General features: G+C 59.3%; 17 protein-coding genes. 14 read left to right on the forward strand and 3 right to left on the reverse strand.

Annotation, left to right across the window (positions count from 1 at the left end; all coding sequences use genetic code 11):
- Positions 1 to 42: 42 nt before the first annotated feature.
- A complete protein-coding gene (locus RDA78_RS20405) occupies positions 43 to 2,388 on the forward strand; it encodes a hypothetical protein (protein ID WP_434051626.1) in 2,346 nt (781 codons plus the stop codon).
- Between the two features lie 64 nt (positions 2,389 to 2,452).
- Positions 2,453 to 2,839, forward strand: coding sequence for a Rap1a/Tai family immunity protein (locus RDA78_RS20410; RefSeq protein WP_434051627.1), 387 nt, complete (start codon positions 2,453 to 2,455; stop codon positions 2,837 to 2,839).
- A gap of 54 nt (positions 2,840 to 2,893) precedes the next feature.
- Here RDA78_RS20410 and RDA78_RS20415 read toward each other — a convergent pair whose 3' ends face one another.
- Complete coding sequence (locus tag RDA78_RS20415) at positions 2,894 to 3,832, reverse strand: LysR family transcriptional regulator (protein WP_434051628.1); 939 nt, start codon at positions 3,830 to 3,832, stop codon at positions 2,894 to 2,896.
- Between the two features lie 127 nt (positions 3,833 to 3,959).
- On the opposite strand from RDA78_RS20415, the gene RDA78_RS20420 reads away from it, so the two are divergent.
- From RDA78_RS20420 to RDA78_RS20460, 9 genes are all read left to right on the forward strand, one after another.
- Positions 3,960 to 4,454 (forward strand): nuclear transport factor 2 family protein, encoded by a 495-nt coding sequence (locus RDA78_RS20420; protein WP_434051629.1) that lies wholly within the window; start codon positions 3,960 to 3,962, stop codon positions 4,452 to 4,454.
- Positions 4,451 to 5,113, forward strand: a complete 663-nt coding sequence (locus RDA78_RS20425) for an SDR family NAD(P)-dependent oxidoreductase (protein ID WP_434051630.1) — start codon at positions 4,451 to 4,453, stop codon at positions 5,111 to 5,113. The genes RDA78_RS20420 and RDA78_RS20425 overlap by 4 nt, the downstream gene beginning before the upstream one ends.
- Positions 5,114 to 5,261: 148 nt before the next feature.
- Positions 5,262 to 5,771, forward strand: coding sequence for a fasciclin domain-containing protein (locus RDA78_RS20430; RefSeq protein ID WP_434051631.1), 510 nt, complete (start codon positions 5,262 to 5,264; stop codon positions 5,769 to 5,771).
- A gap of 197 nt (positions 5,772 to 5,968) precedes the next feature.
- Positions 5,969 to 6,958, forward strand: coding sequence for an NADPH:quinone reductase (locus RDA78_RS20435; RefSeq protein WP_434051632.1), 990 nt, complete (start codon positions 5,969 to 5,971; stop codon positions 6,956 to 6,958).
- Positions 6,959 to 7,091: 133 nt separating this feature from the next.
- Positions 7,092 to 8,270: a beta-ketothiolase BktB gene (gene bktB, locus RDA78_RS20440; protein ID WP_434051633.1), complete on the forward strand. Its 1,179-nt coding sequence runs from the start codon at positions 7,092 to 7,094 to the stop codon at positions 8,268 to 8,270.
- A 123-nt stretch (positions 8,271 to 8,393) separates the two neighbouring features.
- On the forward strand, positions 8,394 to 8,939 hold the full coding sequence (locus RDA78_RS20445) for a tetratricopeptide repeat protein (protein WP_434051634.1): 546 nt from the start codon (positions 8,394 to 8,396) through the stop codon (positions 8,937 to 8,939).
- Positions 8,940 to 9,081: 142 nt separating this feature from the next.
- Positions 9,082 to 9,525: a DUF4399 domain-containing protein gene (locus RDA78_RS20450; protein ID WP_434051635.1), complete on the forward strand. Its 444-nt coding sequence runs from the start codon at positions 9,082 to 9,084 to the stop codon at positions 9,523 to 9,525.
- 51 nt (positions 9,526 to 9,576) lie between these two features.
- Entirely contained in the window at positions 9,577 to 10,095 is a 519-nt protein-coding gene (locus tag RDA78_RS20455) for an RNA polymerase sigma factor (protein ID WP_434051636.1), read from the forward strand.
- The gene (locus RDA78_RS20460) at positions 10,092 to 10,835 is read left to right on the forward strand and encodes a hypothetical protein (protein WP_434051637.1); all 744 of its coding nucleotides are present in this window, start codon (positions 10,092 to 10,094) and stop codon (positions 10,833 to 10,835) included. Before RDA78_RS20455 ends, RDA78_RS20460 begins: the two co-directional genes overlap by 4 nt.
- A gap of 19 nt (positions 10,836 to 10,854) precedes the next feature.
- Here the strand turns inward: RDA78_RS20460 and RDA78_RS20465 are convergent, their stop codons facing one another.
- Both RDA78_RS20465 and RDA78_RS20470 read right to left on the reverse strand, forming a co-directional pair.
- Complete coding sequence (locus RDA78_RS20465; RefSeq protein WP_434051638.1) at positions 10,855 to 12,468, reverse strand: alkaline phosphatase family protein; 1,614 nt, start codon at positions 12,466 to 12,468, stop codon at positions 10,855 to 10,857.
- A gap of 100 nt (positions 12,469 to 12,568) precedes the next feature.
- Positions 12,569 to 13,246 (reverse strand): glutathione S-transferase family protein, encoded by a 678-nt coding sequence (locus tag RDA78_RS20470; protein WP_434051639.1) that lies wholly within the window; start codon positions 13,244 to 13,246, stop codon positions 12,569 to 12,571.
- Positions 13,247 to 13,381: 135 nt separating this feature from the next.
- On the opposite strand from RDA78_RS20470, the gene RDA78_RS20475 reads away from it, so the two are divergent.
- The 3 genes from RDA78_RS20475 to RDA78_RS20485 all read left to right on the forward strand — a co-directional run bounded on the left by RDA78_RS20475 (position 13,382) and on the right by RDA78_RS20485 (position 18,362).
- Positions 13,382 to 14,425 carry a TAXI family TRAP transporter solute-binding subunit gene (locus RDA78_RS20475; protein ID WP_434051640.1) on the forward strand — a complete coding sequence of 348 codons (1,044 nt, stop codon included), beginning with the start codon at positions 13,382 to 13,384 and terminating at the stop codon, positions 14,423 to 14,425.
- Positions 14,426 to 14,488: 63 nt separating this feature from the next.
- Positions 14,489 to 16,834: a TRAP transporter fused permease subunit gene (locus tag RDA78_RS20480; protein ID WP_434051641.1), complete on the forward strand. Its 2,346-nt coding sequence runs from the start codon at positions 14,489 to 14,491 to the stop codon at positions 16,832 to 16,834.
- Positions 16,818 to 18,362: a sulfatase family protein gene (locus RDA78_RS20485; protein ID WP_434051642.1), complete on the forward strand. Its 1,545-nt coding sequence runs from the start codon at positions 16,818 to 16,820 to the stop codon at positions 18,360 to 18,362. The genes RDA78_RS20480 and RDA78_RS20485 overlap by 17 nt, the downstream gene beginning before the upstream one ends.
- Positions 18,363 to 18,488 lie beyond the last annotated feature (126 nt).

The following is an 18,488-nucleotide window of genomic DNA, read 5'->3' on the forward strand; positions in this document are numbered from 1 at the left end:
ACCGTCTCAAGGCTACGACTATGCTCAAGAGGAGTCGGGTCTGTGAGATCATTAATTCTGGCATTGGGCCTTCTGCTTTGCGGAACGGCTCATGCACAAGAGGTCCCCGAAACGGTCAATCAGGCCGTTGCTGCCGATAAGGGTTGTATGTCCTGTCATGAAGGGATCGAGAAATTCACCTCCGGTGCGATGATGGAGTCCATCGAAGCCATGGGGCCCGATCTGGGTGACCCCGCGGGTTGCGTGGTCTGTCATGGCGGCAATCCGCAGGGACTGACGGCTGCCGAAGCCCACCAGGGTACGCCGGCCGATCTGGCCGATGCGGGAGGACCGCACACGTTTTATCCCGATCCGGGAGCGCTCTGGATTGCCGACAAGTCCTGTGGCCAGTGCCACGACGGATATGCCGAGCGGCTGACAAAGTCTCTCATGAACACCGAGGCCGGCAAGCTGCAGGGCAACCTGTGGTCCTGGGGTGTGATCGACACGCACCGTTCGGTCTACGGCAACTACGATCTGGTCGATGAGGATGGCAACGTCCCGTCGGTGGGCACAGATGCCTACAAGGATTACATGGTCGCCTTTATCGAAGCCCATCCGGACCAGATGCCGAGTTCCATGGAACAGGTTCCTGAAGTGGATGTGAACGCGATCTCCGAGCATCCCAATCTGGCGGGCATCACGTATTCGCGGCAGCAGTGTCAGCGGTGCCATGTCGGTGTGACCGGGCGCGAGAAACGCGGTGACTTCCGCGGGGCCGGCTGTTCGTCCTGTCACGTTCCCTATTCGAATGACGGTTTTTACGAGGGCGGTGACCCGACGATCGCAAAGGACCAGCCGGGCAAGCTCCTGACCCACCAGATGCAGGGAACGCGCAAATCCAAGGTGAAAGTCGGCGAGGTCGAGTATTCGGGTATTCCGTCTGAGACCTGCAACTCCTGCCATAACCGCGGCAAGCGGATCGGCGTGAGCTACCAGGGCATCATGGAGTTCCCGTATGGCTCACCCTATAACGAGAAGGGCGGCAAGCAGCCGAAGCTGCACACCAAGAACTACGTTTACGTCAAGGACGATCTTCACCATTCCATTGAATCGCGGGACGGCAACCCGGCGGGCGGCATGCTCTGCCAGGACTGTCACACCTCGATCGACATGCATGGCGATGGAAACCTTCCGGGCACAACACTGGCGCAGGTGGAAATCGAGTGTGAGGACTGCCACGGAACCGTGTCCAAGTTCCCCTGGGAACTGCCGCTGGGCTACGGCGAAGAACATTCCACGGACATTGGCGACACCGCTCGCGGCCTGGCCGACGACGTCACTGCCGAGCAGTACATGGCGGAAGTCTACGAGCCGGAAGACGGATATCTTCTCAGCGCACGGGGCAACCCGCTTGGCAATGTCATTCGCCGTGGAGACCAGGTTATCCTGCACTCGGCTTCCGGTCTCGACTTCGAAGTTCCGGTCCTGCGCCAGCTCGCGCTTGACGGAAACTGGAAGTCACCGAATGCGGAAGTTGCAATGATGAGTGTCGGCAAGCATATGGAGAGCATGGAATGCTATGCCTGTCATGCCGACTGGGCCCCGCAATGCTACGGCTGCCATATCACCGTGGACTATTCGGAAGGCAAGACCGACGTCGACTGGATCAACAATGCCAACTCGCGCGGCGATAATGGCCTGACCGCCGACAACGCCATGGGCAGCAATGGTCTGACCAGTCCGGGCAAGGTCGCCGAAACACGCTCCTACCTGCGTTGGGAAGAGCCGACCCTCGGCATCAACGGTGAAGGCCGCGTCAGCCCGCTGATGCCCGGTTGTCAGGTGATCACGACGGTCATCGACAAGGACGGCAACACAGTCGCGCATAACGAAACCTGGATGACGCCGGACGCGGGTGGCACCAAAGGGCTCGATCATGCCGCCGTGCAGCCGCATACTGCCGGCCGTGAAGCGCGGACATGCGAGAGCTGCCACAACAACCCGAAAGCACTGGGTTACGGCATCTCGGACGGCCGCTTCATGAAGGGCTACGACAAGGGCTTCGTGGTGGATCTGGAAACGGCGACGGGTGAAATCATCCCGAACCAGACCCAGATGCAGTCGCAGGCTGTTCCGAGCCTCGATCATGACCTCAGCCGGATCGTGACGGAGGACGGCAAGCAGTTGGTCACGGTCGGGTCCCACTGGCCGCTGACCGGTCCGCTGCCGCAGGACATGCGCGAGAAGATGGAGCGCACCGGCCTGTGCATGGGCTGTCACCAGAACATGACGGACGAAGACCTGTGGAACAAGGTCAACAGCCCGGCTTTCCTCAGCAATGAGGAACACCAGGACGTCATGGACCAGGCCGTCCATGCCCTTGCCGACAAGAAGAGCGCGCAATGATGCGCAAGCGTCCCCCCGCACATGACGCGCGGGGGGCGTTTTGGCCTATCCTTGGAGCGAACCAATGCGTTTCAGCCTAATACCCTTCCTCGCAGCCACGCTGATGGCGGCACCCGCAGCAGCGGCCCCCGGGTCGGTCCTGCTCATCCACTCGAACTACACGGCCGAAGAGCTCCTTTCTCCGTGCCAGGAAGCCGACAACGATGCACGTTGGGGTCAGGCCGCCGAAATCGAGTGCGAACAGTATATCATCGGCTTCGTGGACGCGCTTGAGGTGACCGGTGCCGTTGGCGACGGCAAGGACATCTGTCTGCCGGAGCAGAACACTCCGGACGAAGTGCGCTGGGCGTTCATGCGCTGGGTGCACAGCGACTTTACCAGGCGCAAGGCCATGATGGCAGGAGAGGCGCTCATGGAAACGATGAAGCAGGATTTCCCCTGCAACAACTAAACACAGGAAAATGCGGCAATGGCGCGGTTTTTCGATAGCGGAAAGCCGCGCCTTTCATTTGCTGCCGCGCTGACGAATGTGGTCGACAAAAAGTCTCAGCGGCACCATCTCGCGGTAGGCACGCGGGAAATAGAGAAAGAAGCCGGGCACGTGTGGCATGAACTCCTGAAGAACAGGTACCAGGTGCCCATCGACAACATCCTTTGCGATATAATCCTGCAGGAGATAAATCAGGCCTTCGCCGCGCCGCGCTGCGTCCACGGCCACGGAAAGTGAGTTCACGACCAGTGACCCCGTGACCGCAACGTCAGACTGTCCAGCCGGTCCGTCGACTTTCCACGGCGCGAACTCGCCGGAACTGTGAAACCTGTATCGGATGCATTCGTGTGCCAGCAGATCTTCCGGCGCTACCGGGGTCCCAGCCTTTTCCAAATATACTGGCGAACCGGCGACTGCCAGCTGCAGGGGATCGGTCAATCTGATTGCGATCATATCCTGCGCGATCAAATCGCCCAGCCGTATTCCGGCATGCAGTCCGGTGTCCAGAATGTCTTCAAACGCATCCGTGAGAGACAATTCGATCTGTATTTCCGGGTAGGCGTTTCGGAACGAGGGCAGCATGGCTGCGACAACGAGATCGTAAGCGTATTCGGGCAGCGCGAGTTTCAAACTGCCCCTTGCCGCATGGCCGGTGGTGCGCGCGCTCTCCACGGCTTCCGCGATCTGTTCGAATGCCGGCGAGGTGCCGCGTAAAAGAGCACGGCCGGCCTCGGTCAGGTTGATGGTGCGTGTTGTCCTGACAAAAAGTGCTGTCCCGATCCTTTCTTCCAGGTTCTTCAACTGATGACTGACCGTTGAAGGTTTCAGGCCAAGGGCGCGAGCCGCATTTTTCAGAGATCCGTGGTTTGCAATCGCCGTAAAGACCTCAAGCGTCGTGAGTGGCAGCCGCATGGAGTTGATCCTGTCTTCCTTCAATTGTTCGATTCTATACATGAGTATCCTGAAAAATGAGGTAATTATCATCTGTAATACAGCATTTTATACCTGTCTTGCGTCCCGCCGGGTCGTGCCAGAGGTAAGCGGCTTTCGGCCGATTTCCGGGATCAAGAGGAGAGGAAAGATGAGAGCAGCCATTCAATGCGCCGTATTTGCCGGCGCGCTTTTTGCCGGGGGTCAGAGCATGGCGGCGTCGCCGGAAGGCAACATCAAGGTGGTTCAGGACTTCTTCCAGGCCTATGGGGCAGGGGACCTTGAAGGGATCGCCGCGGTCATGGACGAGAACGTGGCATGGCACATTCCAGGCCGTCATCCCCTGTCCGGGACCAGGCATGGCCGTGACGAGGTTCTCGCCTTTTTTTCCCAGTTGGGGGTTGCTGGCTTCAAGGCCGAGCCGATCTATTTCGGGGCAGATGAGACCCACGTTGTCGATATTCACAGGGGCTGGTCCAACGCGGAAGGCAAGCCGAATGTCGATACCACCTGGGCACTCGTTTACCGGATCGAGAACGGCAAGATTGTCGAAGCCACAAATCTGAGTGCCGATCAGGACGCGGCAAACACGTTTTTCTGGTCTCAGTACGAGTTAGCACCTGTGCCGGAAAGGTTGGCGCAATGACGGGAAGGCGTGCACTTGTCACCGGTGCCAACCGCGGCATCGGACTTGCGATCGCAAAAGGACTGGCGGCGAAGGGGTGCGATATCATTTTGGGCGTGCGCGATCTGGCGGCGGGAAATCAAATCGCACACGATATGAACGCAAGCGCTGTTGAGCTTGACGTTTCGGACCAGAGGAGCATCAATCACGCTGTCGAGGCGATCGGCACCGTCGACATTCTTGTGAACAACGCCGGCGTTCTGGGGGCGGGCCGGTTGCTTGATGATCCGAAGGACTTTGAGCGATCGATGTCCGTCATGGTGCATGGACCCTACAGGCTGATGCATTTGCTCGTCCCGGCAATGGTGCACAATCGTTACGGCAGGATCGTCAATGTTTCGTCCGGTTGGGGTGCATTCTCGGATGGTGTCTCAGGTCCGGCCGCCTACGGTGTTGCCAAGGCGGCCCTGAACGCGCTGACCCTGGCATCGGCCAGAACGTTGCCCGACACCGTCAAGGTGAATGCAATGTGTCCTGGCTGGGTACGCACGCGCATGGGTGGAGCATCGGCTGCAAAATCCCCGGAAGAGGGAGCCGATACGGCCATCTGGCTCGCGACACTTGATGCAGACGGACCGACCGGCGGCTTCTTCCGCGACCGCAAACCGATTGATTGGTGAAACACATTTCATTCAATCCGGCAGCAATTTCAGTCGGCTTGGCTCTCGCGGCAATAATAAATATCGATTTTTTCCAAATCCGTAAGATCTGCTCCAGTCAATGCGGCGTAATGTCCCTGTAATTCAATCAACACCAGGAGTAGTTGTCATGAAAAAGAGCCTCATGGCCCTTGCGGGAGCAGTGTGTCTTTTTGCCGGCCAGGCAAACGCAAATACAATCGTGGATATCGCAGCAGGTGATGAGCGTTTCACCACCTTGGTTGCTGCTGTTCAAGCCGCGGGACTAGCCGATGCACTTCAAGGGCCGGGTCCTTTCACTGTATTTGCTCCAGTAAATGACGCGTTCGCCGCATTGCCGGAAGGAACCGTTGAGACGCTGCTGAAGCCGGAAAACAAGGATCAGCTCACCAACGTGCTTCTGTATCATGTCGACGATCGTGAACTGACCTCCAACAAGATTCCGGTCGGTTCCAACTACTTCAAGCCGCTCCTGACCAGTGAGCGCACCTGTATCACGCGCTCGAACAGCGGCGTGGACATTGCCGACGGTACCGGCTCCACCGCCAACGTCATCATTGCCGACATCAAGGCGGACAACGGCGTCATTCACGTGATCGACAAGGTTTTGCTGCCGGGCCAGCGTCCTGACTGTCACTAAGCTTTATGCGGGTCGGATACGGCCCGTTTTCAAAGCCTGATCCCTTATCAGTCCCGAGCAGGTTCACCGGCAGCAACGGTGGGCCTGCTTTTTACGTTTGGTGCGCGCTGCCCGCATTTGTCTTTTGTCTTGCCCGATCGTGTTCTGGCATCGCACAAATGGATCTTAAAGAATCTTGCCTGTCCGGGAGACAAATCATGCGCGCGATCACCTACGGCCGGTTCGGGCCGGCAGCAGACGTCCTGACCCTAGAAGACATTGCGCCTCCGGCGGCGGCTCCAGGCGAAGTGCTGGTCCGGCTCCACATGTCCGGCGTCAATCCGTCGGACATCCGCGCGAGGGCGGGCGGACGCCCCGGCGTAACGGAACCGCCTTTTCCGAAAATCATTCCGCACAGCGATGGTGCAGGTGTAATCGAGGCCGTGGGCGACGGTGTGCCGTCAAGCCGGATCGGGGAACGTGTCTGGATCTGGAACGGCCAGTGGCAACGCGCCTTCGGGACGGCAGCAGAGTATATCGTCTTGCCTGCTGAGCAGGCAGTTGCAATGCCTGATCACGTTTCTTTCGAAGAAGGGGCTGTTCTCGGCATTCCCGGTCTTACCGCCTGTCATGCCGTGCTTGGCGGCGGTCAGGTTGATGGACAAACCGTGCTGGTCAGCGGTGGTGCGGGCACCGTTGGGCGCCTCGCCATACAGGTCGCCGCGGCCTCGGGAGCCCGGGTGCTTTCAACGGCGCGCGGAGACGAGGCGATCGCGACCGCGAAAGGCGCCGGAGCCGAAGAGGTGTTCGACTACACCGACGAACACCTGGCAGACCGCATTCTTGAGACAACCGGTGGCCGGACCGTCGACCGGATCGTCGAAGTCGAATTTGGCAAGAACGTCGAGACGAACACCCGGATCATTTCCGAACGCGGTACGATCGCAGCCTTTGGGTCGGCGAAGGACATGACGCCGGTGCTGCCGTTTTATCCCTTGATGTTCAAGGCTGTGACAATCGACCTGGTTCTGGTCTACATCCTGTCTGCCTCCGAACGCGCCACAACTCTCTCCAATCTCACGGACCTGCTTGATCGAAACGCACTGAACTTTCAGATATCCGACGTTCTGCCGCTCGAAGACTGTGCGGCAGCGCATGACATGATCGCGGCTGGAACCCGATCAGGGTCCGTTCTCCTCAAAATGTGACAGTGTTTCTCCCCGGGATGACCTTTTGGCGGAATTGCCTCGGTGTTCTGTTCGCGGCAAGCTGTTGGATGCCACCAGATCCGAACCGGCAACACCGGTTATTGAATCGGCCCAGACACAAAGGAACTGACCAATGAAAGAGATCGTGATTGCAAGTGCTGCGCGTACGGCCGTCGGCAGTTTCGGCGGAGCGCTGAAGGACACACCACCCTGTGATCTTGCGACGACGGCGGCAAAGGCTGCGATCGAACGGGCCGGAATTCAGGCGGATCAGATCGAGCAGGCTTTCTTCGGCAACGTCATCCACACCGAGCCGCGCGATATGTATCTGTCCCGTGTTGCCTCGCGTCAGGCGGGGGTGCCGGATCATGCACCAGCTCTGACGATGAACAGGCTTTGTGGCAGCGGATTGCAAGCGGTCGTCTCGGCCGTTCAGGCGATCTCCATGGGCGATGGCGAGACGGCACTCGTGGGCGGGGCCGAAAACATGAGCCGTGCGGGGTATCAGCTGCCGGGCGCGCGCTGGGGACAGAAGATGGGCGATACGGGGATCGTCGACATGATGATCGGCGCGCTGCACGACCCGTTCGGAATAGGCCATATGGGTGTGACTGCGGAAAATGTCGCCGAGCGTTACGACATATCCCGTGAAAGACAGGACGAGTTTGCGGTTGAAAGCCATCGCCGCGCGAGCGCGGCCATTCAGGACGGCCACTTTAGGGACCAGATCGTTCCGCTTGCGGTCGGGCGTCGCGGCAAGGAGCGCGTCTTCGATACGGATGAACATGTCCGGCGCGAAGCGAAGCTGGACGACATGTCAGGACTGCGTCCGGTGTTCAAGAAGGACGGAATGGTAACGGCGGGCAACGCGTCCGGTTTGAATGACGGGGCGGCCGCGATCATTCTTGCGTCGGCTGACAAGGCGTCCGAGCTTGGTCTGAAGCCACTTGCGCGAATCCGCTCGTATGGTGTCGCCGGTGTTGATCCGGCGGTCATGGGCATCGGTCCGGTGCCGGCCATGCAGATTGCCATGAAACGCGCCGGGGTGAGCGCAGATGATCTGGACGTGGTTGAATCGAACGAAGCCTTTGCTGCACAGGCCTGCGCGGTCAACGACCTCCTTGGTCTTCCGTCCGAAAAGGTGAATCCGAATGGCGGCGCGGTTGCCCTCGGGCATCCGATCGGCGCAACAGGGGCGATCCTGATGACCAAGCTGGTCTATGAACTTGGCCGGACAGGCAAGACGCTCGGTGCAGCGACCATGTGCATTGGCGGCGGGCAGGGCATTGCTGTGGTTATCGAAAGCCTGTGAGGTGGCAGCGCCTGCACCTGATGAGAGCGTGTACGGCCAACCGGACAATTGACTTGCGCAGGGCGGAGACAGACACTCGCGCGGGGAAAACGCATTCGGCTGGTCGCATCAATGAAATTTAGCTTGATAAAACTTTCGCTCGCCTTCGCGATCTACGGCGCGATAATCAACTTGGCAGGTGCGGTCGATCCCGATGACTGGAACACAAAACCGCCGGAGCCGACGCCAACCTCGAAGCAATGCGCAGATGGCGAAGCCTGGGACGACAAGTCGAAGAAGTGCGTGAAGCTGGAGTCGCGGGTCTTCGGCGATCCGGATCGTTTCCGCGCTGCGCGGGAACTTGCCTATGCCGGCAGGCTCCATGCCGCCGCGCTTGCGCTCAATGCAATCACCGACCAGACGAACACACGCGTCCTGACCTATCGAGGCTTTCTTGCGCGCAAATCAGGGAACTGGGACGTGGCGCTTGCCTTTTATGAAAGCGCACTTTCCGCCGATCCGGACAATCTCTCGGCACGCTCTTATCTCGGAATGGGTCTCGCGGAAAAAGGGGATATTGCAGCGGCGCGAGATCAATTGGCTGAAATCCGGTCAAGGGGTGGGCGTGAAACATGGCCCGAACGGGCGTTGCTCTTGTCACTGAGGTCTGGAGGGGCGACGTTTTACTGAGAGGCCCGTTTCCGGTGGACATTGGCTTGACGGAATTCCGGGGTGTTCCGGACATTGCTCAAAAAAATACTCCTGGGATGAATAAATCCGGTCTTATGGTGTCTATAGGGCATACGGAGACTTGATCGGGAGGAGAAATGTCATGAAATTCATTGTTGCACCTGTTGTTGTGGCCCTTGGCCTTTTCGGATCGCAGGCCATTGCCGGTGAAACGCCGGCCAATCCGGATGCCAAGGTCTATTTCGTCAATCTGAAGGATGGGGACAAGGTCAACGGGCCGGTAACGGTCGTCTTCGGTCTGTCCGGAATGGGTGTTGCGCCGGCAGGTATTGAAAAGGAAAACACAGGTCATCACCATCTTCTGCTCAACCGTGCGCCGATCGGCCAGGGAGAGGATGGTGAGGACGAGTTCATCTACAACGTTCCGGCCGACGACAACCACAAGCATTACGGTGGCGGGCAGACAGAGACCGTGCTTGAACTCAGCCCGGGCGAACACACGCTCCAGCTGGTTCTCGGTGACCTCAACCATGTCCCGCACGATCCGCCGATCTATTCCGACGTGATCACCATTACGGTCGAATAGGTTTTGTTGGCTGCCGGCGGTGTTCCAGCCGCCGGCCGGCTGGAGTCTGCCATGAAATCTCGCTCGGTCAGGGACATGCTGCCAAAAGCGTTGCCGTCAATCTGGCGGTTTGCGCTCAGCCTGACGGGTGACATTGAGATGACAAATGATCTCGCGCAATCCACCTGCCTGCGCGCGGTTGAAAAAGCCGATCAGTTTCAGGAAACAGGCAGTTTCGAAGGCTGGTGCCTTCGGATCTGCCGGTCGATCTGGCTGAACGAGTTGAGGAGCCGTGCGCGCAGGCAGGACAAAGCATTTGCAACGGTAGACATCGACCAGATTGCGGATATCGCGCCTGAGATCGAGACAAACCTGTTTGCGCGGGAGGTCATTGCTCGAGTGATGTCGCTGCCGGATGCTCAGCGCAGCGTGGTGGAACTCGTCTTCGTGCAACAATTCACCTATTCCGAGGCGGCGGTCATCCTGGACGTGCCGATCGGGACAATCATGAGCCGTCTTCACGCGGCACGAAAGGTTTTGCGGGACTTTGCCGAACGTCCGGCCGGCGGAAACAGAAAGGAGAAGACATGACCTACTCAGATCAGGAGCTTCTTGACTTTCTGAGCGGTGACATGGACCCGCGGCGCGCGGAACAGATCGAACAGACCATGCGCGTGGACCGCGAACTGGAACACCGTGTGATGACGCTCGACCCGATTGCCGCGCCCGTGCGCGGTGCCATGAAAGGACTGCCCGGCAGACGGGTTCTGGCCGATCTTGAACGCGTTGTGCCTGACGGAGAAAAGCGCGGCAGAAACCACACGCAATGGACGAAACTGGCTGCGGTGCTGGTTCTCGGGGCCGTGCTTGGCGGCGGCGCCATGTGGCTTGGCATGCCGTCTGCGGATGACTGGCGCGGCAGGGTTGCGCAGTACCAGTCGCTTTATGTCGCAGACACCGTGAGACTGACCATTGCGAGCGCCGATGTCCTGGAACGTCAGCTCGAAGTAGCCAGCAAAAAGCTCGGCCGGCCGCTTGAACAGGCGCCGCTTGATGCGCCGTCCTTGCTCAGACTTGCGCGCGTTCAGGTCCTCGGTCTCGACGACGCACCGCTGATCCAGATCGTCTATCAGGATGCCGAAGGAACACCTTTCGCGCTTTGCGTCACGACGGCCGGCCCGCGCGGCGAAGCCAGCGATCCATCATCGGAGATGCTTCACGGCCTTGCGACAACCGCCTGGGAGGACGGGTCTTTCCGCTACATCTTTGTAGGTGGCGACGATCTGGAAAAAACGGGGGCAGTCGCGTCCCAGCTGAAAAGCGTGCTTTAAGCGTGGGGATTCGGACCCACTAGCTGCTCTTGATGTGCGGCGGCATTTTCAGCCCGTCGGCCTCGAGTTCCGCCGGGTCCCAATAGGCGATGTAGATGCCTTCCGGCTCGCGCGTGTCAGTCATTTTTTCAATTATTTCGGGCGTGCGGGTGATGCGGGAGTGATGTCGGCGGGCCCAGGTGAAATGAAGTGCTTTCAGCCGCTCGATCTGCTCGATGTAGCCGGGATTGTCTCCGAGATCGTTGAGTTCGTCCGGATCCGTTTCCAGATCAAACAGCATCGGGCGCATGTTCTCGACATGGATGTACTTCCAGCGTCCATCGAAGACCATCACGAGCCGGGCATCGCTCTGGTCCACACCGACGGCACGGCGGGCATCGCGTGTGGCGTAGTCGTATTCGGAGATGCAGTGATCGCGCCAGTCAGCTGACTTGCCGTGAAGCAGCGGTTCGAGTGAGCGCCCTTCGAAAACATGCGGTTTTGCCGGCCCGCCAAGGAACTGTTGAAATGTCGGCGCGAGATCGATGCCCTCGACAAGGGCATCCGACGAGGTTCCGCGCATTCCGTCAGCCTCTCGCCGGGGGTCATAGACGATCAGTGGAATACGCGCAGAGCAATCGTAAAACAGGTCCTTCTCTCCAAGCCAGTGATCGCCCATGTTGTCGCCGTGGTCCGAACAGAACACGACCATCGTGTCCTGCATTCTTCCACTGTGTTCAAGGTAGTCGAACAACCTTCCCATATTGTCATCGAGTTCCTTGATCAGGCCCATGTAGACCGGTGCGACGATGTCCCTGACATTGCTCCGCGAAAAACTCCGGCATATCCGGGTCTCGCTCCAGGCTTTCATGAGCGGGTGGGTGTGTTCGCCATCCCTGCGATTGACCGGAGGGAGGTCGCTTGCCGAATACATGTCGTTGTAAGGAGCCGGGGCGAGATAGGGCCAGTGGGGCTTGATGTAGCTCAGATGGCAGAGCCAGGGATCGTCTCCCTGCGTCTCCATGAATTCGATGCCGCGGGTCGTCAGCCAGGCGGTTTCGGAATGTTCCCTGGGAACGCGGGCGGGAAGGGGGGCCGTTTCCAGAAGCCAGCCGGACTTGAGTTCCCCGTCCGGTCCGATCGCCGTATTCGCCCATTCTTCCCAGGGCGTATCGCCGCCCATGTTGTGTTCGCGCAGGTATTCTTCATAGTCCTCGGCGTGACGGTTCTTGTCGGTTGCCGCGTTTGTGCCGTCATCGCGAACGAAAACGTCAAAACCGCACTCGCTGACCAAGGCGCCAATCGTGCTTTCCGGATCGATCCCGAGGCGCTTCATTCCTTCCTCGTCGGCGCGCATGTGGGTCTTGCCTACCAGGGTGCTGGCGACGCCAATCTCGCGCAGGTGATCGCCGAGGGTCGGTTCTCCGACACGAAGCGGAAAGCCGTTCCAGGTGGCTCCGTGACTGCGCACGTAACGGCCGGTGTAGAAGCTCATCCGGCTGGGTCCGCAAATCGGCGACTGGACGTAGGCACGATTGAACCGGACGCCCTTTGCTGCCAGGCGATCGAGATTAGGTGTGTGAATGTGCGTTGCGCCGTAGCAGCTCAGGTAGTCCCAGCGCAGCTGATCCGCCATGATCCAAAGTACGTTCATCTGATGACCATCATCTCCATAAGAACATTGTATCCAGGGGCCTTTCGGGACCGGTTTCGCGAAAGCCTCGCGCTGCTGACGATCCGGCGCGCCACAGTGGCTAGCGCGGTGCCATGTAAAGTCCCTCTGACTTGAGAACCTCAACGTTCTTTGCTTCTCGCGCCATTGCACGCTGAACGGCCGGACGTTCGTTGTTGAGGTCGAAGTGCCGCCGGATGTTGGGGTAGTTGCCGGTCGGGTAACCGACGCCGGTGATCCGCCCCCAGACCCAGTAGAGATACCCGTCCACGGCTGACCAGGTGTCGCCGTACCACCAGGGGCCATCGGCGAGGCGCGCCTCAATCATGTTCATGATCTTGTTCATTGCCTCGATGCCGACCGGACGCACGATCTCGAATGACAAGGCCTTGTCTTCGATGAATTTGAGCGGCATTGCCACCCGGGTGACGATGGGGTGAACCGTGGCGGAAAAGAACGACAGGTCCGCAATCTGCTGTGCGTTTTCGAACGCGTTCGTGGTGTCCGGTAGCAGGTTTGCTTCCGGGTACCGGGCATTCAGCCAGTTGAGTATCGCCACGTTTTCTGTGAGCGGAACTCCGTCGACAAGCAGGGTCGGCACCTTGCCTTTCGGATTTAATTTGAGGAATTCCGGCGAGTTCTGCTGGTTGGCGGCGGTGCGCACCAGTTCCGTCTCGAATGGCACACCGATTTCCTCAAGCGCGATCGTCGGGACGCGGGCGCAGGTGTTCGGGGCGACAAAAAGCAAAAATTCAGGCATTGAAACTCTCCATAATACCTCTATTACTATCAAAATAGAAAAAATGTCGATATTTTTGAAGCCTTGTTTCGCGCCGCTTGGGAGGGTTGGACGAAACATCGGGGGCAAAGGAAACATCGATCAGGGAGGAAAACGATGTCTCGAAATGTCTTGGGAAGCCTTGCGGCGGTGCTATGCCTGACGGCCGGTGCACAAGCTCAAACCATCCTGTCCGCCGAGACAGCTGCGCCGAACACAACGCCGGGAATTTCCATCATCTCTCTATCAGAGGCGGCCGCAAAAGCCGGGGTGGCGGATATACAGGTCACCTCGGGCCAGACGCTCACAAACTCGGTTCAGAATGTCGCCGAGGGCAAGACCGACATCGCCGCTGCACCCTTCATTCTGCCGTTCCTGTTGTCGAAAGGCGTTGGTCCCTATGCCGGGCTCGGTGCCGAAAAAGGTGCGGAACTCGCAGACCAGCTCGCCGTTCTTTACACCTACCGGATCTCGGTCCAGGGGCTCATGGCCTTCGACAGTTCGAAAATCAGTGGTTGGAACGGCCTTGAAGGAAAGACCATCTTCAACGGGCCGCCGCGTGGCGCTGCGTTGACCAACGCGAGGCTTCTCATCAAGACCAACACCGGTCTTGAGGAAGGGTCTGGCTATACAGGCGTACAGGTGAACTGGGGGCAGGCGGTCAAGACGATGCAGGACGGCTCTGCCGATGCCTTTGTTCTCCCGATGTCGTTCCCGGACCCACGCGTTTCGGCAAGCCTGGCGTCCGGCAACATGACGATCTATTCCGTCTCGAAAGAGGTTTATGACAGCGAACCGTTCGAGAACGTGGCGAAGCTGCCCGGTACCGTGAAGTTCTCCATGCCTGTCGCCGACATGGGCTATGGCGAAGGGGTCACGATTGTCTCCGAAGACGACACATTCCGGGGGCCGGGCACCGTCGGTGCGGACATCGTGAACAAGAGCATGGATTTCGAGCTTGCCAAATCGCTGACCGCGGCGGCGATTGAAAACATCGAGTCGATCTACCACGCCAAAGCGCCGTTCATGCCTGTCACCTGGCACGGGGAGACAGCCATCGAAATTACGGACATGTGCGGTCCGAACCCGCTGAAATACCATCCGGGAGCGATCGCTGCCTGGGAGGAAGCCGGTTACACCCTTCCTGAATGTGCCAAATAAGGTCCAAATCCACCGGCCGGGCGCGTGGGGCGCCCGCCCGGCGTCTGGCGGGTGACACGCAACATGGTGGTCGGTTCAAACGGTTCACAGGATCGTCGCAGTTTTTCTCTTCAGCTGCTTTATGTTCTCTCGGTAACAATGGTTCTTGTCGGGCTGGTCAATTCCACACCCGGCATACCGGGCTACGATGCCCTGATTGCGGGTCTTTCGGGGAACGACGCCGCAAAGCTCCGCAAGTTTCCATTCGAGTGGTTCTATCCGTTCTTTTTCGCGCTGATGATGCTGATCGTCGTGCTGAAGCATTCCCTTTGGCGTGACTGGCGCGACAAGAGCGTGATCAAGCGCCGGTTCGGCCTCTATCTCGATCTCGCGCTCATTGTGATGGCGTTCACGGTTTCGCTCACCTACTTGATCGAGATCGAATCCGTGTGTCTCGTCGATCGCATAACCGGTGACCGGGCGCGGTTGATCGAAGAGAGCCTGGCAGCGGCGGCCGCCTTCAGCGAAAGTCTCGGCCTTCCGGCTCCGACCACCGTTGAAGACCCGCAATGCGTGAACACGACCGGCGGCTGGCTCGTGCTGATCGTGGGCCTGGCGATCGTCGTTTTCCTTTCCTACAACGTGAAGGTCTGGGGACTGCCGCTCGTGATCGTCGCGATCCTGGTCTCGGCCTACACGATCCTCTCTGTTCTGGTTTGGTACGTCTATGGTGCGGACGACATCAACAAGTATTTCGTCACCAAGCTGGCCGGTGAACCGCGCCTCCTGTCCGACGGCCGGCCGCGTGTGCACGATGTCCTGGTCAACAACTCATCCGGCCTGCTCGGGCGGTTTATGGATATCGTCCTGAACACGATCTTTCCTTATCTCGTTCTCGGTGCACTGTTCGGAAGTTCAGCCGGCGGCAGGTCGCTCATCAAGCTGGCGTTCCGCTGGACCCGGCATCTGCGTGGCGGGCCCGCGCATGCGGCGATCGTATCGTCGGCCATGTTCGGGACGATTTCGGGGGGACCGATTGTCAACGTGCTGTCGACCGGTGTCCTGACCATCCCGATGATGCTGAAACGCGGCTTCAGCAAGGTGTTCGCAGGTGGCGTGGAAGCGGCTGCTTCGTCGGGTGGTTCGATCATGCCCCCTGTCATGGGCGTCGCAGCCTTCATTCTGGCGTCGCTCACCGCAATCCCGTATTCAAGTGTCATCATTGCCGCGATCATCCCGGCATTGGCCTATTTCTATTGCCTGTTCCTGTCTGCCGTCTTCCAGTCCAGAAAGCAGAACATCACGGCGATCGGCAAGATCACCGAGGAGATGACACTGGACCGCCAGGATTACCTGAATCTGGTGATGATTTTCGGCCCGATCTTGCTGATCCTCATGTTGTTGCTGACCCCGAAAGACGCCGTTGGCTGCGGACTTTTCGGCGGTCTTCTGGGCGCGGAGCGCGTCTTTACCGAGGCAGGCTGCCAGATACAGAGCCTGAGCTGGTTCCAGCAGACGATCCAGAACTCTGCGGGTTCTGCCGGGGCAGCCGGATGGTGGGCAGTCATGCTGTTGCTCGGATTGCTGTTCCTGGACCCGGAAGTTCGCGCGCGGCCCAGAAAGATCGTCGATGCGCTATCGAATGCCGGCATCCTGATCTCGACCCTCTACCTGATGTTTCTCGCGGTCTCGATCATTGATTTCTGCCTCTCCTTTACGGGCCTGCCGGTGTTCTTGTCGCTTGATGTCCTTGCCTGGCTGAACAGTCTTGATCTGGGCGGCAGCGGATCGGCCTACTTCCAGTTTGTCGCATTGTTGCTGACCATGTTCCTTGCGGTACTTCTGGGCATGGGCATGCCCGCCGTTCCGGCCTATATCAACGCAGCCCTGTTGATGGGACCGGTGCTCGCAGGTCTCGGGCTGTCGCTGTTCACCTCGCACATGTTCATCTTCTATTTTGCCGTTGCCAGCGCCATAACGCCTCCCGTTGCCCTGGCCGCATTTGCAGCCGCCACGATCACCAAGGCGGAACCCGTGGCGACGTCATTCTCGGCGGTGCGTTCCGGGATCGTGATGTTCGTCGTGCCGTTTATCTTCGCTTTCTACCCGGAACTGCTCCTGATCCCCGAAGCACGTCTCGACCCGCAGGCGAGCGGCGGTAATGCCTTCCTGTCCGGCTATGACGCGGAGGTTCATCTCGGCGCGATGCTGCTTCTGCTGGGCCGGCTGCTGGTTGCGCTCTATCTGCTGTCATCCGCGCTTGCGGCCTTCGATAAACGTGCGCTGCCTGCCTGGGAGGTCGCCTTGCGGCTTGCCCTGGCATTGATGCTGATGATGAAATCCGATCTCATCTGGATCGGCGCGGCGGGTGCGACCGCCTTGCTGCTGGTCTTGCACAACAGGACTGGCGGTCATGCCAAAACGGCCTAACTTCATCCTGTTCATGACCGATCAGCACAGGGCCGATTTCCTGGGCTGCAGCGGTCACCCGGTACTGAAGACCCCGAACATCGATGCGATGGCCGCCAGCGGAACAATCTGGGACAGGTTTTACGTCGCGAGCCCGGTCTGCATGCCGAACCGAGCGAGCTTCATGACCTGCCGGATGCCTTCCAGCCACGGAGTGCGCGCTAACGGCATCCCGCTCGACAAGCGAAATGTCACCTTCGTCGACCTCCTGCGTGATGCGGGATACAAGACGGCGCTCATTGGCAAGAGCCACTTGCAGACCTTTTCCGGCAAACCGCCCATGCTCGACGCACCCCAAACCCGAACCGGGTTCCACCGCGCATCGGGCGAGCTGTCGCAGGCGGTCCGCCACGACCTCGAGACTTATCTTGCCGAAGATCCGGCCCGGATTGCATACAATACGCCGGTGCCGTTTTACGGTTTCGACCATGTGGAACTGGTCACCCGGCATGGTGATGGCTGCGGCGGCAACTACCGGGAATGGGTTCTGGCGCGCGACCCGGATGTCGACCGCTTGCTTGGCGCTCAAAACCAGTTGCCGCATGACTATGTCTGCCCGCAAGCCATTCGCACGGCTCTTCCCGAGGAGCTTTACTCCACAAGCTATATTGCCGAACGTGCTTCGGCCTGGCTTGCAGAAAACGCAGATGACGATCAGCCGTACTTCCTGATGGTGTCTTTTCCGGACCCGCATCATCCGTTCAACCCGCCTGGACGCTACTGGGACATGTACAATCCTGCGGACATGGCGCTTCCTGCAGTTTTCGGGACGAACGACTGGGATCCGCCCGCTCACGTGGCAAGTGTGCTTGAAGACCGGGAAGCCGGACGGGCAAATCCGGGTTCGTACGCGGTTCTGGGTGTCTATGCCCAAGAGGTGAGGGAGGCCGGTGCACTGACCTGCGGCATGATCTCGATGATCGACGATGCCATCGGGCGGGTCCGCACGCAGGCCGGCGCGAGCGATGCCGTGACGATTTTCACGACTGACCACGGCGACCATCTCGGCGACCACAAGATGCTGTTCAAGGGACCTGCAGCTTACGAAGAGCTGACGCGGGTTCCATTCATCTGGTCGGACCCCGAGGCTGACGGAGGCGGGCGGACCGGTGAAATCGGTCAGACCCATGATATCGGGACAACCATACTTGAGCGGGCCTGCGTCGAACCTGCGATCGGTATGCAGGGGCGTTCGCTGCTGTCGGGCGGTCGCGAGGCCGCGTTCATCCAGTACGACCATCAAAAGACCAACCGCGGGCTTGGGCGCGCACCGCGCATACACACACTGCGAACCGCGGATTGGCGTCTGTCGATGTTCGAGGGGATCGCCTGGGGAGAACTCTACCATCTGCGTGAAGACCCCGGTGAGCTCCGCAATCTGTGGGACAACCCGGCGCATGCGCGGCAACGCGCCGAGCTCATGGAGATGCTTGTCCGCCAGGAAATTGAAAATGTAGACCGGATGCCGTTGCCGACAGCACAAGCGTAGATGGCAGTTGAACGCTGCTGCAGCGGTCAAGCACATGCCGACATGCCAACGAACCCACACTCTGTGATTGCGCGTTTGCTCTCCCAGGGTTAGCGTCGGATCGTCTGCAGCTTCCTATCGGTGGAG

The sequence above is a fragment of the Roseibium sp. genome (genome assembly GCF_051016195.1).
Classification (GTDB): domain Bacteria; phylum Pseudomonadota; class Alphaproteobacteria; order Rhizobiales; family Stappiaceae; genus Roseibium.